This is a genomic window from Variovorax nitratireducens, assembly GCF_051216545.1.
Classification (GTDB): Bacteria; Pseudomonadota; Gammaproteobacteria; order Burkholderiales; family Burkholderiaceae_C; genus Variovorax.
On the sequence record NZ_JBPJZO010000001.1, the window covers coordinates 757,436 to 775,001 of the forward strand.

At 66.5% G+C, this 17,566-nt stretch carries 16 protein-coding genes and 1 pseudogene; 10 read left to right on the forward strand and 7 right to left on the reverse strand.

Annotated features, from left to right (window positions below):
• Positions 1-19: 19 nt before the first annotated feature.
• From ACSFA8_RS03495 to ACSFA8_RS03505, 3 genes and pseudogenes are all read left to right on the forward strand, one after another.
• On the forward strand, positions 20-652 hold the full coding sequence (locus tag ACSFA8_RS03495; protein WP_435478120.1) for an SRPBCC family protein: 633 nt from the start codon (positions 20-22) through the stop codon (positions 650-652).
• A 13-nt stretch (positions 653-665) separates the two neighbouring features.
• Positions 666-1,676, forward strand: coding sequence for an XdhC family protein (locus ACSFA8_RS03500; protein ID WP_435478121.1), 1,011 nt, complete (start codon positions 666-668; stop codon positions 1,674-1,676).
• Positions 1,677-1,984: 308 nt separating this feature from the next.
• A pseudogene (locus tag ACSFA8_RS03505) lies at positions 1,985-2,916 on the forward strand (IS481 family transposase).
• A 200-nt stretch (positions 2,917-3,116) separates the two neighbouring features.
• Here ACSFA8_RS03505 and ACSFA8_RS03510 read toward each other — a convergent pair.
• Positions 3,117-4,409, reverse strand: a complete 1,293-nt coding sequence (locus ACSFA8_RS03510; protein WP_435478446.1) for an MFS transporter — start codon at positions 4,407-4,409, stop codon at positions 3,117-3,119.
• Positions 4,410-4,609: 200 nt separating this feature from the next.
• On the opposite strand from ACSFA8_RS03510, the gene cyoA reads away from it, so the two are divergent.
• The 7 genes from cyoA to ACSFA8_RS03545 are packed head-to-tail and all read left to right on the forward strand — an operon-like array spanning position 4,610 to position 11,264.
• The gene (gene cyoA, locus ACSFA8_RS03515; protein WP_435478122.1) at positions 4,610-5,665 is read left to right on the forward strand and encodes a ubiquinol oxidase subunit II; all 1,056 of its coding nucleotides are present in this window, start codon (positions 4,610-4,612) and stop codon (positions 5,663-5,665) included.
• Between the two features lie 20 nt (positions 5,666-5,685).
• Positions 5,686-7,689 carry a cytochrome o ubiquinol oxidase subunit I gene (gene cyoB, locus ACSFA8_RS03520; RefSeq protein ID WP_435478123.1) on the forward strand — a complete coding sequence of 668 codons (2,004 nt, stop codon included), beginning with the start codon at positions 5,686-5,688 and terminating at the stop codon, positions 7,687-7,689.
• Positions 7,686-8,324, forward strand: coding sequence for a cytochrome o ubiquinol oxidase subunit III (cyoC, locus tag ACSFA8_RS03525; protein ID WP_435478124.1), 639 nt, complete (start codon positions 7,686-7,688; stop codon positions 8,322-8,324). Before cyoB ends, cyoC begins: the two co-directional genes overlap by 4 nt.
• The gene (cyoD, locus tag ACSFA8_RS03530; RefSeq protein WP_286545770.1) at positions 8,321-8,686 is read left to right on the forward strand and encodes a cytochrome o ubiquinol oxidase subunit IV; all 366 of its coding nucleotides are present in this window, start codon (positions 8,321-8,323) and stop codon (positions 8,684-8,686) included. The genes cyoC and cyoD overlap by 4 nt, the downstream gene beginning before the upstream one ends.
• Complete coding sequence (locus ACSFA8_RS03535; protein ID WP_435478125.1) at positions 8,683-9,432, forward strand: SURF1 family protein; 750 nt, start codon at positions 8,683-8,685, stop codon at positions 9,430-9,432. The genes cyoD and ACSFA8_RS03535 overlap by 4 nt, the downstream gene beginning before the upstream one ends.
• Positions 9,416-10,735 (forward strand): ATP-binding protein, encoded by a 1,320-nt coding sequence (locus ACSFA8_RS03540; protein ID WP_435478126.1) that lies wholly within the window; start codon positions 9,416-9,418, stop codon positions 10,733-10,735. Before ACSFA8_RS03535 ends, ACSFA8_RS03540 begins: the two co-directional genes overlap by 17 nt.
• Positions 10,725-11,264, forward strand: a complete 540-nt coding sequence (locus ACSFA8_RS03545; RefSeq protein ID WP_435478127.1) for a response regulator transcription factor — start codon at positions 10,725-10,727, stop codon at positions 11,262-11,264. The genes ACSFA8_RS03540 and ACSFA8_RS03545 overlap by 11 nt, the downstream gene beginning before the upstream one ends.
• Here ACSFA8_RS03545 and mnhG read toward each other — a convergent pair.
• The 6 genes from mnhG to ACSFA8_RS03575 form a co-directional block, all read right to left on the reverse strand.
• Positions 11,257-11,607, reverse strand: a complete 351-nt coding sequence (gene mnhG / locus ACSFA8_RS03550; RefSeq protein WP_435478128.1) for a monovalent cation/H(+) antiporter subunit G — start codon at positions 11,605-11,607, stop codon at positions 11,257-11,259. The genes ACSFA8_RS03545 and mnhG overlap by 8 nt on opposite strands.
• 40 nt (positions 11,608-11,647) lie before the next feature.
• Complete coding sequence (locus ACSFA8_RS03555) at positions 11,648-11,926, reverse strand: K+/H+ antiporter subunit F (protein WP_435478129.1); 279 nt, start codon at positions 11,924-11,926, stop codon at positions 11,648-11,650.
• Positions 11,923-12,411, reverse strand: coding sequence for a Na+/H+ antiporter subunit E (locus ACSFA8_RS03560; RefSeq protein WP_435478130.1), 489 nt, complete (start codon positions 12,409-12,411; stop codon positions 11,923-11,925). Before ACSFA8_RS03560 ends, ACSFA8_RS03555 begins: the two co-directional genes overlap by 4 nt.
• On the reverse strand, positions 12,408-14,102 hold the full coding sequence (locus ACSFA8_RS03565) for a monovalent cation/H+ antiporter subunit D (RefSeq protein WP_435478131.1): 1,695 nt from the start codon (positions 14,100-14,102) through the stop codon (positions 12,408-12,410). The genes ACSFA8_RS03560 and ACSFA8_RS03565 overlap by 4 nt, the downstream gene beginning before the upstream one ends.
• 145 nt (positions 14,103-14,247) lie before the next feature.
• On the reverse strand, positions 14,248-14,583 hold the full coding sequence (locus ACSFA8_RS03570; RefSeq protein WP_435478132.1) for a Na+/H+ antiporter subunit C: 336 nt from the start codon (positions 14,581-14,583) through the stop codon (positions 14,248-14,250).
• Positions 14,583-17,504: a monovalent cation/H+ antiporter subunit A gene (locus tag ACSFA8_RS03575; RefSeq protein ID WP_435478133.1), complete on the reverse strand. Its 2,922-nt coding sequence runs from the start codon at positions 17,502-17,504 to the stop codon at positions 14,583-14,585. The genes ACSFA8_RS03570 and ACSFA8_RS03575 overlap by 1 nt, the downstream gene beginning before the upstream one ends.
• Positions 17,505-17,566 lie beyond the last annotated feature (62 nt).

Here is a 17,566-nt window from a genome sequence, read left to right on the forward strand (position 1 = left end):
ACACAACAAGGAACTCACCATGGAAATGCTCGGAACCCGCCAGCTCGGCGTTACGCAACAACAGGCCTGGGAGGCGCTCAACGATCCCGAGACGTTGAAAGCCTGCCTGGCAGGCTGCGACAAGTTCGAGGCAGCCGGTGACGACACCTACAGCGTGGGCATGGCCGTCAAGATCGGCCCGGTGTCGGCCAAGTTCAGCGGCAAGGTCACGCTGACCGAGATCACGCCGCCGCAGAGCTACAAGCTGTCGTTCGAGGGGCAGGGTGGCGTGGCCGGCTTCGGCAAGGGCGCATCGAGCGTCACGCTCACGCCTAACGATGCCGGTTGCGAGCTCGGCTACACGGTGCAGGCCCAGGTGGGCGGCAAGATCGCGCAGCTCGGCCAGCGCCTGGTGGACGGTGCCGCCAAGTCGATGGCCGACGATTTCTTCAAGCGCTTCGATGCGCTCATGGCGCAGCGCTATCCGGCGCCGGATGCAGCGAATGACGACGAGGAAGGCGGCGGCACCTCGTTCGGCGCGATCGATGCGCTCGAGCCGCGCACCCGTCCGATGAGCATGGGAAGCGCGTCCGAGCCGAATATGCAGAAATGGATCTGGATCGGCGTGGCCGTGGTGATCGCCATCGGCGCGGCCCTGTACCTGCGCGGTTGAGGCCCGGTCGACGATGGAAAACCTCGACGTGATGGTGCTGCGCACGCTGCGCGACTGGCGACTTGCCGGCCGGCGCGCGATGCTGACCACCGTGGTGCGCACCTGGGGCTCGTCGCCGCGGCCGGTCGGTTCGATCATGGCGCTGGCCGAAGACGGCGCCGTGGTCGGTTCGGTCTCGGGCGGCTGCATCGAGGACGACCTGATCGCGCGCTACTCCCGCGCGCACGGCACCGGCACTATGCCGAGCGGGGCGCCGGCGCTGGTCAAGTACGGTGTCACGGCCGACGAGGCACACCGCTTCGGCCTGCCGTGCGGCGGAACGCTGGAGCTGCTGTTCGAATACGACCCCGAACCGGCCGCGCTGGCCGCGCTGGTTGCCAAACTCGAAAAAGGCAAGCTGATGCAGCGCACCGTGGCGCTGGCCGATGGGAGCGTGCGGCTGGCCGAAGCGTCTTCGCCGGCCGAGCTTGGCGTGGACGCGCACGAGCTGGTCAACACCTTCGGCCCCGAGTACCGCATGCTGCTGATCGGCGCCGGCCAACTCGCCGAGTACCTGGCCACGATGGCCCGGTTCAGTGGCTTCGCCGTGACGCTGTGCGATCCGCGCGCTGAGTACCGCAGCACCTGGGACGTGCCCGGCGTGGCACTGACCACCGAAATGCCCGACGACGCCGTCACCGCGTTCCAGCCCGACCGGCGCAGCTGCGTGGTGGCCCTCACGCACGACCCCAAGCTCGACGACCTCGCGCTGCTGGAAGCGTTGCGCAGCGAGGCTTTCTACGTCGGCGCCATCGGTTCGCGCCGCAACGCCGAAGCGCGGCGCGAACGCATGATCGACCACTTCGACCAGACCACCGAATCGCTGGCTCGCCTGCGTGGACCGATTGGCATCTACATCGGCAGCAAGACGCCGCCCGAGATCGCGGTGAGCGTGATGGCCGAAATCCTGGCCGTGAAAAATGCAGTGGCGCTGCCGCGCGAGACCGCGGTTGCGAACGCGAAGGCGATGCGGGAAATCAGCTGATGCGCTGACGCCGGGCCGCGTTCAACAGGGAGCCTGGCCTTTGCTGGTTGCCGCCTTTGCGGCACGGGCATCTGGCGCTTCGTGTTGGAGGTCTTGGGGTAGGGCCTGTGGGGCGGGCCGCTGGCGGCGGGTGGCCCCTTCCGCGAATGTCCCCCGCCTTCGGCTCCTCCTTTATTTCGCTGCAGGGGCCACCCACCACCAGCGGCCTAGGTGTGAAGCTCCAATAGGTTGTATCCGGTGTTCATCCGGATTGGGTTTGAGAGACTGGAAGTCGCCAAACACCCAATCCACTCAGGACGCCCAACCGGATGAACACCCATAAGCATGCCCGACTTACCTTTGCCCGCCGAATCGAGATGGTCAAACAGATGACGTTGGAAGGCTTGGATGCAGTGCGAGCCGCAGCCGCACACGGCGTCACTGCGCCGACGGCCAGGAAGTGGCTCGGTTTGCCGCCTTGGCCGATGCTTCTTCAAGGCCCATGCGCTCACCCAAGACCATCGATGCAGGCAAGGCGTTGCTCATCGTCGAGTTGCGCAAGCGGCGAATGCTGCAGGCTCGCATCGCGCGCAGCGTGGGCGTCTCGGAGTCCACGGTCAGCCGCGTTCTGGCGCGAGCGGGCATGTCCAGGTTGAGCGACCTGGAGCCTGTCGAAGCTGTCGTGCGCTACGAGCACGAGGCCCCTGGCGATCTGCTGCATATCGACACCAAGAAGCTCGGGCGCATCGTGCGGCCCAGCCACCGCGTCACCGGCAATCGCAAAGACTCCGTTGACGGTGCGGGCTGGGAAACTCTCTTCGTGGCCATCGACGACCACGCACGCATTGCCTTCACTGCCATGCATCCCGACGAGAAGAAGCACCAAGCGGTGCAGTTCCTGCAGGACGCAGTGGCCTACTACGCCCGACTCGGCGTTGCCATCAAGCGCCTGCTGACGGACAACGGTTCAGCCTTCCGATCGCGTGAGTTCGCCCTCGCCTGTGCTGCCTTGGGCATCAAGCACAAGTTCACTCGCGCCTACCGGCCACAGACCAACGGCAAGGCCGAGCGGTTCATCCAGTCCGCGCTGCGCGAGTGGGCCTATGGGTGGATCTACCAGAACTCTGCCCACCGAACGCTTGCCTTGGCGAGCTGGCAACATCACTACAACTGGCATCGCCCCCACAGCGGCATCGGCGGCCTCGTGCCCATGTCCAGACTCAATTCGTCAAGAAACAACCTCTTGACGCTTCACACCTAGGGCACGCTCTGCATGTTCAGCGCGAAACGGTCACGCTGCGTCCAGGATCAGGGCGGTGGGGCACGCTGCGCAGCGAAATAAAGGAGGAGGGCGAAGGCCGGGGGACATTCGCGGAGCAGCGTGCCCCGCCGCCCTGAGCCCACCCCGGAACCTCAGCGCCTTGATCCCGCCCCGGAATCTCAGGAGCCTCAGCGCCCCGATCAGTCGCGGATCTCGAGCGAGCGGTTGACCTGCAGCGCCACCAGCGTACAGGCCGCGCCCGAGAGCAGGTAGATGCTGAGGTAGGCCAGCCCGAAATGTGCAGACAGGCCGAGCGCCACCAGCGGCGCGAACGCGGCTCCGATCAGCCAGGCGAAATCGGAGGTGAGCGCGGCACCGGTGTAGCGGTACTTTGCCTCGAAGTTCGAACTCACCGCACCGGCCGCCTGGCCGTACGACAGGCCGAGCAGGGCGAAGCCGATCAGGATGAACGCGTTCTCGCCCAGCGAACCGGCCGTCAGCAGCGTCGGCGCGAAGCCGCTGAAGACGGCGATCATCACGGCCAGAATGCCCAGCGTGCTGCGCCGGCCGATACGGTCGGCAATCCAGCCCGAGGCGATGATCCCGACGATTGCGATGCCACCGCCGATGATCTGGACCACCAGCACGTCGCGCACCGATTGGGTCGCGCGCAAAGTGATCCACGACAGCGGGAACACGGTGACCAGGTGGAACAGCGCATAGCTCGCCAGCGCCGCAAAGGCGCCGATGAACAGGTTGGCGCCGCGCGCCCGGAACAGCTCGACCACCGGGGTAGGTTCGAGTTCGTGCTTGTCGAGCAGGCGCTCGTATTCGTTGGTGACCACCAGCCGCAGGCGGGCGAACAGCGCCACCACGTTGATCGCGAACGCGACGTAGAACGGATAGCGCCAACCCCATTCGAGAAAATCCCCCGTCCAGAGGCTCGTATGGAGAAACAGGAAGAGGCCGGCCGCGATCATGAAACCGATCGGCGCGCCGAGTTGGGGAATCATGGCGTACCAGCCGCGGCGCTTCTCAGGGGCGCTCAGTGCCAGCAGCGAGGGCAGCCCGTCCCAGGAGCCGCCGAGCGCAATGCCCTGGAAAAAACGCAGGATCGACAGCAGCACGATAGCGGCCGGGCCGATGGACGCGTAGCCGGGCAGAAAGGCCATGCACACGGTCGACACGCCGAGCAGGAACAGTGCGGCTGTCAGTTTGACGCCACGGCCCCAGCGCCGTTGGATCGCCATGAAAGAGATCGTGCCGATCGGCCGTGCAATGAAGGCGAACGAGAAAACCACGAACGAGTAGAGCGTGCCCTCGAGGCGATCCGCGAACGGGAAGAACACCGCGGGGAACACCATCACGGAGGCGATGGCGTAGACGAAAAAGTCGAAATACTCGGAGGCGCGGCCGATGATGACGCCGACGGCGATCTCGCTCGGGGCGATGCCGGTGTGGTCGGCGGTGACGTTGCGGACGTCGCGCTCCATCTCGCGCGGCGACAGCTCGTTGGGGTGGTGGCTGATGCTGGACATCGTGCTCGCTTGTGATTAGGGTGTTGTCACTTGGACGCCGGAGGGTCGCATTGCTCGTCAAATGTCGCCATAGGACAAAACGTCCAATGCCCGGCAGGCGCCGTTGGTCGTAGATTCTGCGCGTTCCCGATCACGCTTTCCATCTTTTGTCCGGCATGCCCTCCTTCAAGAACCTTCGTGGACTGCTCCTGCTGCCCGCCGTCACCTTGTTGGCAGGCTGCAACATGGTGCTCATGAATCCGTCCGGCGACGTGGCGGCGCAGCAACGCGACCTGATCATCCAGTCGACCGTGCTGATGCTGCTGATCGTGGTGCCAGTGATCGCGCTGACGCTGCTTTTTGCCTGGCGCTACCGCAAATCCAATACCGAGGCGGTCTACAAGCCCGACTGGGACCACTCGACACAGCTCGAACTCGTGATCTGGGCGGCGCCGTTGCTGATCGTGATCGCGCTCGGCGCGCTGACCTGGATCAGCACCCACACGCTCGACCCGTACCGCCCGCTGCAGCGCATCGATGCCGAGCGCAACGTGATCCCTGGCACCCGGCCGCTGGTGGTCGAGGTGGTGGCGCTCGACTGGAAGTGGCTGTTTATCTATCCGGAGCAGGGCATTGCGCTGGTGAACGAGATGGCGGCGCCGGTGGATCGGCCGATCATGTTCAAGATCACCGCCTCGTCGGTGATGAACTCGTTCTTCATTCCGGCGCTGGCAGGCCAGATCTACGCCATGCCGGGTATGGAAACCAAGCTGCACGCCGTCATCAACAAGCCAGGCGAGTTCGAGGGCTTCTCGGCGAATTTCAGTGGCGCCGGATTCTCCGGCATGCGCTTCAAGTTTCACGGGCTGGCCGCTGCCGACTTCGACAAGTGGGTGCAAACGGCCAAGAGCGCCAATGCACCGCTCGACCGCGCCACCTACCTGGCGCTCGAAAAGCCGAGCGAACGCAACCCGGTGCAGCGCTACGCCAGCGTGGCGCCGGATCTCTACGACGCCATCGTCAACCGCTGCGTCGAGGCGGGAAAGATGTGCATGAAGGACATCATGGCCATCGACGCGGGCGGCGGCCTCGGGATGCCGGGCGCCTCCAACATCGCGTCGGGCGCTGCGCCGGGCGCCGGCGGCCAGGCAACCCGCACCTATGTCGCCGCGATGTGCAGCGTCAATGACCCGGTCGATCCGCTGCTCGCGCCGGTCGCCCGCACCAATTAATTCCGGCGTCCGCCCTCAACATGTTCGAACACCTCGATTTCACGAAGCTCGTCTTCGGCCGCCTCACTTGGGAGGCCTTTCCGCTGCACGACCCGATCCTGCTGGTCACTTTCATCGCCGTGGCGCTGGGCGGCGGCGCGCTCGCCGCCGCACTCACCTACTACCGCGTCTGGGGCTACCTGTGGCGCGAGTGGTTCACCAGCATCGATCACAAGAAGATCGGGATCATGTACATCATCCTCGGGCTGGTGATGCTGCTGCGCGGCTTCTCAGACGCGATCATGATGCGGGCCCAGCAGGCGATGGCCTTCGGCGGCAACGAGGGCTTCCTGCCGCCGCACCACTACGACCAGATCTTCACCGCGCACGGCGTGATCATGATCTTCTTCGTGGCGATGCCGTTCGTCACCGGCCTCATGAATTTTGCCGTGCCGCTGCAGATCGGCGCGCGCGACGTGGCGTTTCCGTTCCTCAACAACTTCAGCTTCTGGATGACCGCCAGCGGCGCGGTGCTGGTGATGATGTCGCTGTTTGTCGGCGAGTTCGCACGCACCGGCTGGCTGGCCTATCCACCTTTGTCCGGCATCGCCTACAGCCCCGACGTGGGGGTCGACTACTACATCTGGTCGCTGCAGATTGCGGGGGTAGGGACTCTGCTCTCGGGAATCAACCTGATCGCCACCATCGTCAAGATGCGCGCGCCGGGCATGGGCCTCATGAAGATGCCGATCTTCACCTGGACGGCGCTGTGCACCAATGTGCTGATCGTTGCCGCCTTCCCGGTGCTGACCGCCGTGCTCGCGCTGCTGTCGCTCGATCGCTACGTCGGTACCAACTTTTTCTCCAACGACCTTGGCGGCAACGCCATGATGTACGTCAACCTGATCTGGATCTGGGGCCACCCCGAGGTGTACATCCTGATCCTGCCCTTGTTCGGCGTGTTCTCGGAGGTGGTGTCGACCTTCTCCGCCAAGCGGCTGTTCGGCTATGCGTCGATGGTGTACGCCACGATCGTGATCACGATTCTGTCGTACCTGGTGTGGCTGCACCACTTCTTCACGATGGGCTCGGGCGCCAGCGTCAACTCGTTCTTCGGCATCACGACCATGATCATCTCGATCCCGACCGGGGCGAAGATCTTCAACTGGCTGTTCACGATGTACCACGGCCGCATCCGCTTCGAGGTGCCGATGATGTGGACGGTCGGCTTCATGGTCACCTTCACCATCGGTGGCATGACGGGCGTGCTGCTGGCGGTGCCACCGGCCGACTTCGTGCTGCACAACAGCCTGTTCCTGATCGCGCACTTCCACAACGTGATCATCGGCGGCGTGGTGTTCGGCGTGTTCGCCGGCATCTACTACTGGTTTCCCAAGGCCACCGGCGTCAAGCTCGACCCATTCTGGGGCAAGGTGTCGTTCTGGCTCTGGCTCACGGGCTTCTGGTTCGCGTTCATGCCGCTCTACGTGCTCGGCCTGATGGGCGTGACGCGCCGCATGAGCCGTTTCGAAGACCCCTCGCTGCAGATCTGGTTCCAGATCGCTGCCTTCGGCGCCGTCCTGATTGCGCTGGGCATTCTGGCGATGATCGTCCAGTTCTACGTGACCTGGCGCGACCGCGAAGCGCTGCGCGACACCACGGGCGACCCGTGGAACGGCCGCACGCTTGAATGGTCGACCTCGTCGCCACCACCGTCGTACAACTTCGCCTTCACGCCCGTGATCCATGACGGCGATGCCTGGCACGACATGAAGAAGCGCGGCTATCAGCGTCCGGTCAGCGGGTTCATCCCGATCCACATGCCGAAGAACACCTGGGCCGGCATCGTGCTCGCCGGGCTAAGCACCGTGTTCGGTTTCGCGGCGATCTGGCACATGTGGCCGCTGGCGGCCTTGTCGTTCGCGGCGCTGATCGTGGTCGCGATCGTCCACACCTTCAACTACAAGCGCGATTTCCACATCGGCGTCGACGAGGTGATCCGCATCGAAGGCGAACGTACGCGCCTGCTGGGAGCTTCCGCATGAGCGCCGCGATGACCACGACTGCCGACAGCGTCGATACGCCGGACAACCTGCGCTTCTGGGTGCCCGAGGAGCATCACGTCGAGAACGGAACGCTGCTCGGCTTCTGGCTCTATCTGATGAGCGACTGCCTCATCTTCGCGGTGCTGTTTGCGGTGTATGCCGTGCTGGGCCGCAGCTACGCGGCCGGGCCCTCGGGCGCCGACCTGTTCGACCTGCCGCTGGTGGCCATCAACACCTCGATGCTGCTGTTCTCGTCCATCACCTATGGCTTCGCCATGCTGGAGATGCAGAAGAACAAGGTGCGGCCAATGCTGGTGTGGCTGGCCATCACCGGCCTGTTCGGCGCGGCCTTCCTCGGGCTCGAGCTGTACGAGTTCGCCCACCTGATCCACGAGGGCGCCGGCCCGCAGCGCAGCGCGTTCCTGTCGGCCTTTTTCACGCTGGTCGGCACGCACGGCCTGCACGTGACCTTCGGCATCATCTGGCTCATCACGCTGATGGTGCAGGTGACGCGGGGCGGCCTCATTCCGGAAAACCGGCGCCGGCTGATGTGCCTGTCGATGTTCTGGCACTTTCTGGACGTGGTGTGGATCGGTGTCTTCACCTTCGTCTACCTGATGGGATCCCTGACATGAGCGACCACGCAGAACACGGCCACGACGAGGGGCCGCACAGCACCTTCAAGGGCTACATGACGGGCTTCATCCTGTCGGTGATCCTCACTGCGATTCCGTTCTGGATCGTCATGGCCAAGGTGTTCGACAAGTCGAGCACCACGGCCTTGGTGGTGCTGGCGTTCGCGGTGGTGCAGATCATCGTGCACATGATCTATTTCCTGCACATGAACACCAAGGCCGAAGGCGGCTGGTCGATGCTGGCGCTGGTGTTCACGCTGGTGCTGGTGGTGATCACGCTGAGCGGCTCGATCTGGGTGATGTACCACCTCAACAACAACATGATGCCGATGTCGACGCACGACATGAAGAACATGCCTTGAGGCGGATCGCGTTCGCCGCTGTCGCGCTGCTTGCCTTTGCTGGTTTTTCCGGTCTTGTCGCGCTCGGCACCTGGCAACTCGAGCGCAGGGCGTGGAAGCTCGACCTCATCGCCCGTGTCGATGCGCGTGTGCATGCGCCGGCGGTCGCGGCGCCCGGGCCAACCCAATGGCCGCAGCTCGGCGCGGCCGCCGACGAATACCGCCATGTGCGGATCGCCGGCACCTTCCTGAACGAGCGCGAAACCCTGGTGCAGGCCGTCACCGGCCTCGGCAGCGGCTTCTGGGTGCTCTCGCCACTTCAGGCCGCGGACGGTAGCGTGGTGCTGGTCAATCGCGGCTTCGTGCCGCCCGAGGCACGCGAGCGGGCCGCGCGCAAAGCCAGCGAGCCGACCGGCCCGACCGTCGTCACCGGTCTGCTGCGCCTGACCGAGCCGGGCGGCGGCTTCCTGCGCAGGAACGACGCCGCGGGCGACCGCTGGTACTCGCGTGACGTGCAGGCCATTGCCGTCGCTCGCGGGCTGGACAACGTCGCGCCGTTCTTCGTCGATGCGGATGCCGGCCCCGGCCTGCCGGGCGGCGCGGAACGCACGTGGCCGGCCGGCGGGCTGACCGTGATTGCGTTCCACAACAACCATCTTGTCTACGCCCTGACCTGGTACGCGCTGGCCCTGATGGTTGCGGGCGCCGCCTGGCGCGTGTTGCGCGAAAAGAAGCGGCAAGATAGGCAGGATGCCAAGCCCCACTGAAAAAGCCGGCGTGCCCGCGGGCCCGGACGACGCCACAGGCTTCAAGAACATGCAGCAGCTGATCCAGCTGCGCTGGATCGCCGCGGTCGGACAGGTTCTGACAATCGGGGTCGTGTACTACGGTTTCGGCGTGCCGCTGCCGGTCGACCAAATGCTGGCGGTGCTGGGTTGCCTGGTGGCGTTCAATGGCGTGAGCCTGTTGCGCTGGCACCGGTATCGCGAAGTCACCAACGCCGAATTGTTCGTCGCTTCGCTGGTCGACGTGGGCATGCTCACCACGCAGCTCTACCTCAGCGGCGGCGTCACGAATCCGTTCGTCTTTCTCTATCTGCTGCAGATCATCCTGGGCGCCGTGCTGCTGGAAGCCTGGTCGACCTGGATCATCGTCGCCGTGACCACCGCATGCCTTGCCGGCCTGGCGCGCTTCGGGCGGCCGCTCGCGCTGCCGCTGGATCTCGATCGCGGCCTAGCCAGCCCGTACGTGCAGGGCGTGCTGGTCTGTTTCGTGATCAACGCAGCGCTGGTGGTGATCTTCATCACGCGCATCAGCCGCAACCTGCGCGAGCGCGACGCGCGGCTGGCCGATCTGCGCCAGCGCGCCGCCGAGGAGGAACACATCGTGCGCATGGGGCTGCTGGCGTCGGGCGCGGCGCATGAGCTCGGTACGCCGCTCGCCACGCTGGCCGTGATCCTGGGCGACTGGCGGCGCATGCCAGCGTTCAAGGCCGATGCCGAGCTGCTGCAGGAGGTCGGCGAGATGCAGCTGCAGGTTCAGCGCTGCAAGACCATCGTGAGCGGCATCCTGCTGTCGGCTGGCGAGGCGCGCGGCGAGTCGTCGGCGCGAACCACGATCTGCAACTTTCTGGACGGCCTGGTCGACGAATGGCGCAGCACGCGACCGGCCGCCGCGCTCACCTACGAAAACCGTTTTGGCCACGACATGCCGATGGTGTCCGACTCGGCCCTGAAGCAGATGATCTGCAACGTGCTCGACAACGCGCTCGAGGCTTCCGGGCATGCGCTGCAGCTGGAGGTGATGCGCGAAGCCGATACGCTGGTGCTGACCTGCACCGACGACGGCCCTGGCTTTGCGCCCGCCATGCTGGCGCATCTGGGCAAGCCCTACCAGTCGAGCAAAGGCCGGCCGGGCGGTGGCCTCGGCCTGTTCCTGGTCGTCAACGTGGCCCGTACCATCGGGGGCAGCGTCACTGCGCGCAACCGGCCCGAAGGCGGCGCGGCCGTGACGATCTCGCTGCCGCTGGCAGCCATCACGCTGGAAGAGGACGAAGCCCATGCAAGCTGAGCGCCGGCTGCTCATCGTCGAGGACGATGCCGCCTTTGCCCGCACCCTGAGCCGGTCGTTCGAGCGGCGCGGCTACTCGGTCACGCTGGCCGCCAGCTTGATCGAGGTCAACGCGCTGCTGCAGCAGCAGCCAACGCCCGGCTACGCGGTGGTCGACCTCAAGCTCAACGGCCAGGCCTCGGGCCTGGCCTGCGTGCAGGCGCTGCACACGCACGATGCGGGCATGCTGATCGTGGTGCTGACCGGCTTCGCCAGCATCGCGACCGCGGTCGAAGCCATCAAGCTCGGCGCCAGCCACTACCTGGCCAAGCCGTCCAACACCGACGATATCGAGGCCGCGTTCGGCCGCGCGGCGGGCAATGTCGAGGTGGAACTGACCAACCGCGCTTCGTCGATCAAGACGCTCGAGTGGGAGCGCATTCACGAAACCCTGGCGGAGACCGGCTTCAACATCTCCGAGACCGCGCGCCGGCTCGGCATGCACCGGCGCACGCTGGCGCGCAAGCTGGGCAAGCAGCAGGTCAAGTAGGGCGATCCGGGGTCGCAGCCTGGTCGCTGTTCTTGCGATGCCGAAACAACGCGGCGCGCATCAGGAAGATGGTGGTGACCGGTGCCGTCAGCGCGACGAACAGCGCGATCAGCACCGCGTGCAGGAACAGGTTGAAGCCCTGCACCGAGAAGTAGACGATGGTCGCGATCGTCATGCACCAGACACCGAGCGTTGCGCCCAGCGTGGGCGCATGGATGCGCCGGAAGAAGGTCGGCAGCCGGATCAGGCCGAACGAACCGATCGCGGCAAAGGCGGCGCCGAGCACGACGAACGCCGCGGTCAAGAGCTCCGCCCATAGCGGCAAGGCGCCCATCAGGTTCATTGGAGTGCCCCCGTGTTCTTGGGGCGGCCCGGCGCGGCGTTCATTCAATCACCTCCCCGCGCAGCAGAAACTTGGCCATTGCCGTCGAGCTGACGAAGCCGAACAGCGCGATCAGCATCGCCGCCTCGAAGTAGACGTTGCTCGCGTAGTTGATGCCGAGCGCCAGCATCATCAGCATGCCGTTGATGTAGAGGCAGTCGAGCGCCATCACGCGGTCTTGCGCGGTCGGGCCGATCAAGAGGCGCGCCAGCGCGCACAGCATCGCCATTGCGAGCAGGAACAGCGCGAATTTCAGGGCCCAGAGCAGAAACGGTGTCATTCGAAGATCTCCATCAGCGGGCGTTCGTAGCGCGCCTTGACCAGCGCGACGAACGCCTTGTCGTCGTCGAGGTGGAACATGTGGATGCGCAGCGTCGCGCCGTCGCGCGACAACTCGGCCCAGGCAGTGCCGGGTGTCAGGCACAGGATCATCGCGAGCACCGCCAGCCCGTTCGGGTCGCGCAGATCGAGCGGCACCTCCACGAAGTGCGCGTGAATGTCTTTGGTACGCCGCGTCAGCAACAGCCGCGCGACCACGAGCGCCGAATGAACCAGGTCGATCGCTACCCGGCCCGCCAGCTTCAGCGCCACGCCGGGGCGGCGCATGCGGACCCGGGCCGGACGCAACCCTTGCGTCAGCAAGGGCACCGCGATGGCCAGCACGGCTGCCAGCAGCAAGGTGGCCGGATGCAGCGATTGGTTGAGCAGCAGCCACACGACGAACAGCGCCAGCGAAAGGGGCGGCGAGGGCAGCCAGCGCTTCATGGTGCGCGGCCCCCGTTGGTGGGGCCGGCGAGCTGGCGCGCGCCCATCACCGCCTTACGGTAAGCGGTGGGCGTGCGCAGGCCTTCGGCCGTGGCGGTGGCATGCTGGAGCACCGGGTCGGCCGCGACGGTGAGTGCCACGCTGGCGGCCAGCAGCGCCGCGACAGGCAGCACCTCGAGCGCGCGCAGTGCCGGTATGGCGGCCAGCGGCTGCGTCCAGAAATGCCGGATACCGGCGCGGCTCAGCGCGATCAGCGCGAGCAAACCCGACGTTAGCAGCAGCACGAGGAAGGTCCAGCCGGTGGGATTCACATTGCGGGCGTCGAGCAGGCCCGAGAGCATCGCGAACTTGCCGACAAACCCCGAAAACGGTGGCAGGCCAGCGAGCAGCAGGGTGCATGCAACGAAGCCGAGGCCGAGGAAGGCGATGCCGGCGGGGATGGCTCGCCCGTAGAGCGCCTGCTGCTCGTCGTCGAGGTTCACGTCGTCGATCGCTTTCAGGTCTTCGGCCAGGAAGGGGGCGTGGCCTGCACTCTCGTGCGGCGCGATGCTTGCGCCGGCGTTGCGCCAGCGCTCGATCATGTCGATCAGGAGGAAGAAGGCGCTGACCGCGAGCGTGGAACTCACCAGGTAGTAGAGGGCGCCGGCCCACACGGCGGGCTGGCCGAGCCCCACCGCCGCCAGCAGCGTGCCGGCCGACACCAGCACGCTGTAGCCCGCGAGGTTGGACAGCCGCTGGGTGCCGACGATGCCGAGCGCGCCGGCGAACAGCGTCGCCAGGCCGATCGCCACCAGCACATCCTGGCCGAACGATGCCGAGGCGCCGGTGTCCGGGGCGAACAGCAGGGTCCACAGGCGCAACACGGTGTAGACACCGAGCTTGGTGAGCAGCGCGAACACTGCGCTCACCGGCGACACGGCCGCGCTGTAGGCCGGCACCAACCAGAAGTTGAGCGGCCAGGCCCCGGCCTTGGCCAAAAAGGCCACGGCCAGGATCGCCGCGCCGGCATGCACCAGCCCGCGGTCGTCGGGTGCGATCTGGGCGATGCGCAGGCCGAGATCGGCCATGTTGAGCGTGCCGGTGGCGCCGTAGAGCAGCGCCGCGCCGATCAGGAACAGCGAAGAAGCTGCCAGATTGATCGCGATGTAATGCAGCCCGGCCGCCACGCGGAACCGGCCGGAGCCGTGCAGCAGCAAGCCGTAGGACGCCGCCAGCATCACCTCGAAGAACACGAACAGGTTGAACAGGTCGCCGGTGAGGAACGCGCCGTTGAGCCCCATCAGCTGCAACTGCAGCAGCGGATGGAAATGCACGCCGGCGCGATCCCAGCGCGAGGTGGAATAGATCGAGGCCGCGAACGCGATCACGCCGGTGAGCGCCACCATCAGCGTCGAGAGCCGATCCGCCACCAGCACGATGCCGAACGGCGCACGCCAGTTGCCCGGCAGGTACACGCCGATCGAGCCGGCCCCGCCGCCGGTGTCGACGGCGTTGACCCAGCGCAGCAGCGCCAGCGCCGCGACCAGGCCGACCAGGCCCGACACCACGCTCAGCGTGGCTTTGGCGCGGCGGCGCTGCTCGCCCATCAGCAGCATCAATGCGGCGGTGAGCATCGGCACCAGGATCGGCGCCGCCACCAGGTGCGGCATCGTGGCCTCGAGCAGCCGGTCCAGCCAGAGCAGCGGGCTCATGCTGGCAACCCCGTTGACACTGGCGCGAGGCCCGCGTTTGATTCATTTCGCGAGGGCCGCCGCGCTCGGCCGCCCGGAGCGGCCGGCCCGCCCCCGGCAGGGGGTGGGCGTTGCGACACGAAGTGCGCGAAGACTGGGGGCGAGTTCATATCTCGCCGTCCACATGGTCGTTGCCGGCCAGGCCGCGCGAGGCGAGCATCACCACGAGGAAGAGCGCGGTCATGGCGAAGCCGATCACGATGGCGGTCAACACCAGCGCCTGCGGCATCGGATCCGCGGTGTTGGACAGGTTGGCGACGAAGCCGGGCGTGAGCACCGGTTCGCTGTCGACCTTGAGCCGCCCCATGCTGAAGATGAACAGGTTCACCGCATAGGACAACAGCGTGAGCCCCATGATCACCTGGAAGGTGCGTGGGCGCAGCAGCAGATAGACGCCCGAGCCGGTGAGCACCCCGATCGCGATGGCAAGTACAGCCTCCATCAGCCTGCGCCCCCGCCTTGTTCGCGCTCTGCCTGCTCCTCGGCCCAGCGGTGGCTGCGGATCGACTGGTGGGCCAGTGCGGTCAGGATCAGCATGGTGGCGCCCAGTACCAGCGCGAACACTCCCATGTCGAAGAACAGCGCGCTCGGAACATGGATCACGCCGAGCAGCGGCAGATCGATGTGGGCGGTGTGCGTTGTCATGAACGGATAGCCCAGTGCCACCGAGCCGGTGCCGGTGGCGAGCGCGAGCAGCATGCCGATGGCGATCCAGCGGCGCGGGTAGATGCGCAGGTGCTCTTCCACCCATTCGGCGCCCGACACGATGAACTGCAGCACCAGCGCGACCGACATCACGAGTCCGGCGACGAAGCCGCCGCCCGGTGCGTTGTGGCCGCGCATGAAGAAATAAACCGATACCAGCACTGACAGCGGCAGCAGCAGCCGGACCAGCACCGCCGGCACCATGAGGTAGCCGACCGCCGTGTCCTTGGCCATGCGCGGGTTGAGCAGGTCGCCGCTGCCGTCGTCGGCCTGGGCCCGCTGCTGCTGCGGCAGCGCCATCGATTCGGGCGCGGGGCGAAACCGGCGCAGCAGTGCATACACGGTGAGCGCGACCACGCCGAGCACCGTGATCTCGCCGAAGGTGTCGAAGCCACGGAAGTCGACCAGCATCACGTTGACCACGTTGGTGCCGCCGCCCTCGCTCAGCGCGCGATCCAGGAAGAACGGCGAGATGCTGAGCGGAAACTCCCGTGTCATCACGGTCCAGGCCAGTGCGGCCATGCCGCAGCCGGCCAAGGCGGCCACCAGCAGGTCGCGCCCGCGCCGGCCCCAGGGCCGCAGCCGCGCGCGGGCGGGTTGCGGCATCACCTTGCGCATCGGCAGCCAGCGCAGGCCGAGCAGGATCAGCACCGTGGTCACGGCCTCGACCACCAGCTGCGTCAACGCGAGGTCGGGCGCGGAGAACCAGATGAAGGTGATGCAGCAGGTGAGCCCGGCGCCGGCCGCGAGCATCAGCGACGCGAGCCGGTGGAATTTGGCCTGCCAGGCGGCCGCGAGCGCGCAGGTGGCGCCGATCACCCAGGTCATCGCGAACATCGGCGAGAAGGGCAGCAACTCGCGCGTGCCCCGCGTGGCCGGCACGAGCCAAAGCGATGCGCCGGCACCGGCGAGCGCCAATGTCACGAGCCACAGCAGCTGCGTCTGCAAGCGCTTGGTGCCGAGCAACCGGCGGCTGCGGCGGCCGAGCTCGCTGAGCCGTGCCAGCAGATGCTCGAAGATGCGCTGGCCGTCGAAGCGGTGCAGCAGCGGCGTGTGCGCAAGGCCGCCCTGGCCGCGACGGCGGCGCTGCAGCATGAACAGCGCCATGCCGCCCGCGAGCGCGATGAAGCTCATCAAAAGCGGCAGGTTGAATCCGTGCCAGACCGCCAGGCTGTATTCGGGCAACTCCCCGCCGACCACCGGCAGTGCCGCAGCCGCGAGCAAAGGCCCGACCGACCAGGCCGGCGCCACGCCGACCACCAGGCACACCAGCACCAGCAGTTCGACCGGCACACGCATCCAGTGCGGCGGCTCGTGCGGCGTCTTCGGCACCTCGGGGCCGCAGGGCGGGCCGAAGAACACGTCGAACACGAAGCGCGCCGAATAGGCCACGCTGAAGACACCGGCCACCGTGGCGATGATCGGCAGGCTCCAGTCGATCCACGGCGTGGACTGGATGAACACCGTCTCGGCGAAGAACATTTCTTTCGAGAGAAAGCCGTTGAGCAGCGGCACGCCGGCCATCGAGGCACTGGCAATGATCGCCAGCGTGCCGGTGATCGGCATCAGCCGCAGCAGCCCGCTGAGCTTGCGGATGTCGCGGGTGCCGGTTTCGTGGTCGATGATGCCGGCCGCCATGAACAGCGAGGCCTTGAAGGTTGCATGGTTCATCACGTGGAACACCGCCGCGACCGCGGCCAGCGGGCTGTTGAGCCCCAGCAGCAGCACGATCAGCCCAAGGTGCGAGATCGTCGAGTAGGCCAGCAGCGCCTTCAGGTCGCGCTGGAACATCGCGACATAGCCGCCCAGCAGCAGCGTGATCGCGCCGGCACCGCCGACCAGCCAGAACCACGACTCGGTGCCCGACAGCACCGGCCACAGCCGTGCCAGAAGGAATACGCCAAGCTTCACCATCGTGGCCGAGTGCAGGTAGGCCGACACGGGGGTCGGTGCCGCCATCGCGCGCGGCAGCCAGAAGTGAAACGGAAACTGCGCGCTCTTGGTGAAGGCGCCGAGCAGCACCAGCACCAGCACGACGGGGTAGAGCGCGTGGCCGCGGATCAGGTCGCCCGATGCCAGCACCACATCGAGGTCGAAGCTGCCGACGATGCGCTTGAGCACCAGCACGCCAGCCAGCAGGCACAGCCCACCTGCGCCGGTGACCGTGAGTGCCATGCGCGCGCCCCGGCGTGCATCGCGCCGGTGGTGCCAGTAGCCGATCAGCAGGAACGAGAACAGGCTGGTGAGCTCCCAGAACAGCGCCAGCTGCACCAGGTTGCCGGACAGCACCACGCCCATCATGGCGCCCATGAACGCGAGGAAGAACGAGAAGAAGCGCGGCACCGGGTCGGACGCCGACATGTAGTAGCGCGCATAGAGCACCACCAGCGCGCCGATGCCGAGCACCAGCATGCAGAACAGCCAGGCGAAGCCGTCCATCCGGAACACGAGGTCGAAGCCGAGCGATGGCAGCCACGCGATCTGCTCGCGAACCACGTTGCCGCCCGCGATGCGCGGGAACATCAGTGCGGTCTGGATCGCACAGCCCAGCGCGACCAGCCCCGCCAGCGTCGACTCCCGGTTGCGGGCGTTCGACGGCATCAGGGCCGCCAACACGCTGGCGATGAAGGGAAGCGCGACGAGAAAAACCAGGGGCATTGCGGCCGATTCTAGGGCTGGCCTCGCCGTCACGCCCCTCTATTCCCCTCTGCGCCGCGCTT

Excerpts from the sequence above, each read along its gene's own strand:
- ACSFA8_RS03555 (WP_435478129.1), bottom strand. The coding sequence starts at position 11,926 with ATGACACCGTTTCTGCTCTGGGCCCTGAAATTCGCGCTGTTCCTGCTC.
- cyoC (WP_435478124.1), top strand. The coding sequence starts at position 7,686 with ATGAGCGCCGCGATGACCACGACTGCCGACAGCGTCGATACGCCGGAC.
- mnhG (WP_435478128.1), bottom strand. The coding sequence starts at position 11,607 with ATGAACCTGATGGGCGCCTTGCCGCTATGGGCGGAGCTCTTGACCGCG.
- ACSFA8_RS03570 (WP_435478132.1), bottom strand. The coding sequence starts at position 14,583 with ATGGAGGCTGTACTTGCCATCGCGATCGGGGTGCTCACCGGCTCGGGC.
- ACSFA8_RS03495 (WP_435478120.1), top strand. The coding sequence starts at position 20 with ATGGAAATGCTCGGAACCCGCCAGCTCGGCGTTACGCAACAACAGGCC.
- ACSFA8_RS03560 (WP_435478130.1), bottom strand. The coding sequence starts at position 12,411 with ATGAAGCGCTGGCTGCCCTCGCCGCCCCTTTCGCTGGCGCTGTTCGTC.
- ACSFA8_RS03575 (WP_435478133.1), bottom strand. The coding sequence starts at position 17,504 with ATGCCCCTGGTTTTTCTCGTCGCGCTTCCCTTCATCGCCAGCGTGTTG.
- cyoA (WP_435478122.1), top strand. The coding sequence starts at position 4,610 with ATGCCCTCCTTCAAGAACCTTCGTGGACTGCTCCTGCTGCCCGCCGTC.
- cyoD (WP_286545770.1), top strand. The coding sequence starts at position 8,321 with ATGAGCGACCACGCAGAACACGGCCACGACGAGGGGCCGCACAGCACC.
- ACSFA8_RS03545 (WP_435478127.1), top strand. The coding sequence starts at position 10,725 with ATGCAAGCTGAGCGCCGGCTGCTCATCGTCGAGGACGATGCCGCCTTT.
- ACSFA8_RS03510 (WP_435478446.1), bottom strand. The coding sequence starts at position 4,409 with ATGGAGCGCGACGTCCGCAACGTCACCGCCGACCACACCGGCATCGCC.
- ACSFA8_RS03540 (WP_435478126.1), top strand. The coding sequence starts at position 9,416 with ATGCCAAGCCCCACTGAAAAAGCCGGCGTGCCCGCGGGCCCGGACGAC.
- ACSFA8_RS03500 (WP_435478121.1), top strand. The coding sequence starts at position 666 with ATGGAAAACCTCGACGTGATGGTGCTGCGCACGCTGCGCGACTGGCGA.
- ACSFA8_RS03565 (WP_435478131.1), bottom strand. The coding sequence starts at position 14,102 with ATGAGCCCGCTGCTCTGGCTGGACCGGCTGCTCGAGGCCACGATGCCG.
- cyoB (WP_435478123.1), top strand. The coding sequence starts at position 5,686 with ATGTTCGAACACCTCGATTTCACGAAGCTCGTCTTCGGCCGCCTCACT.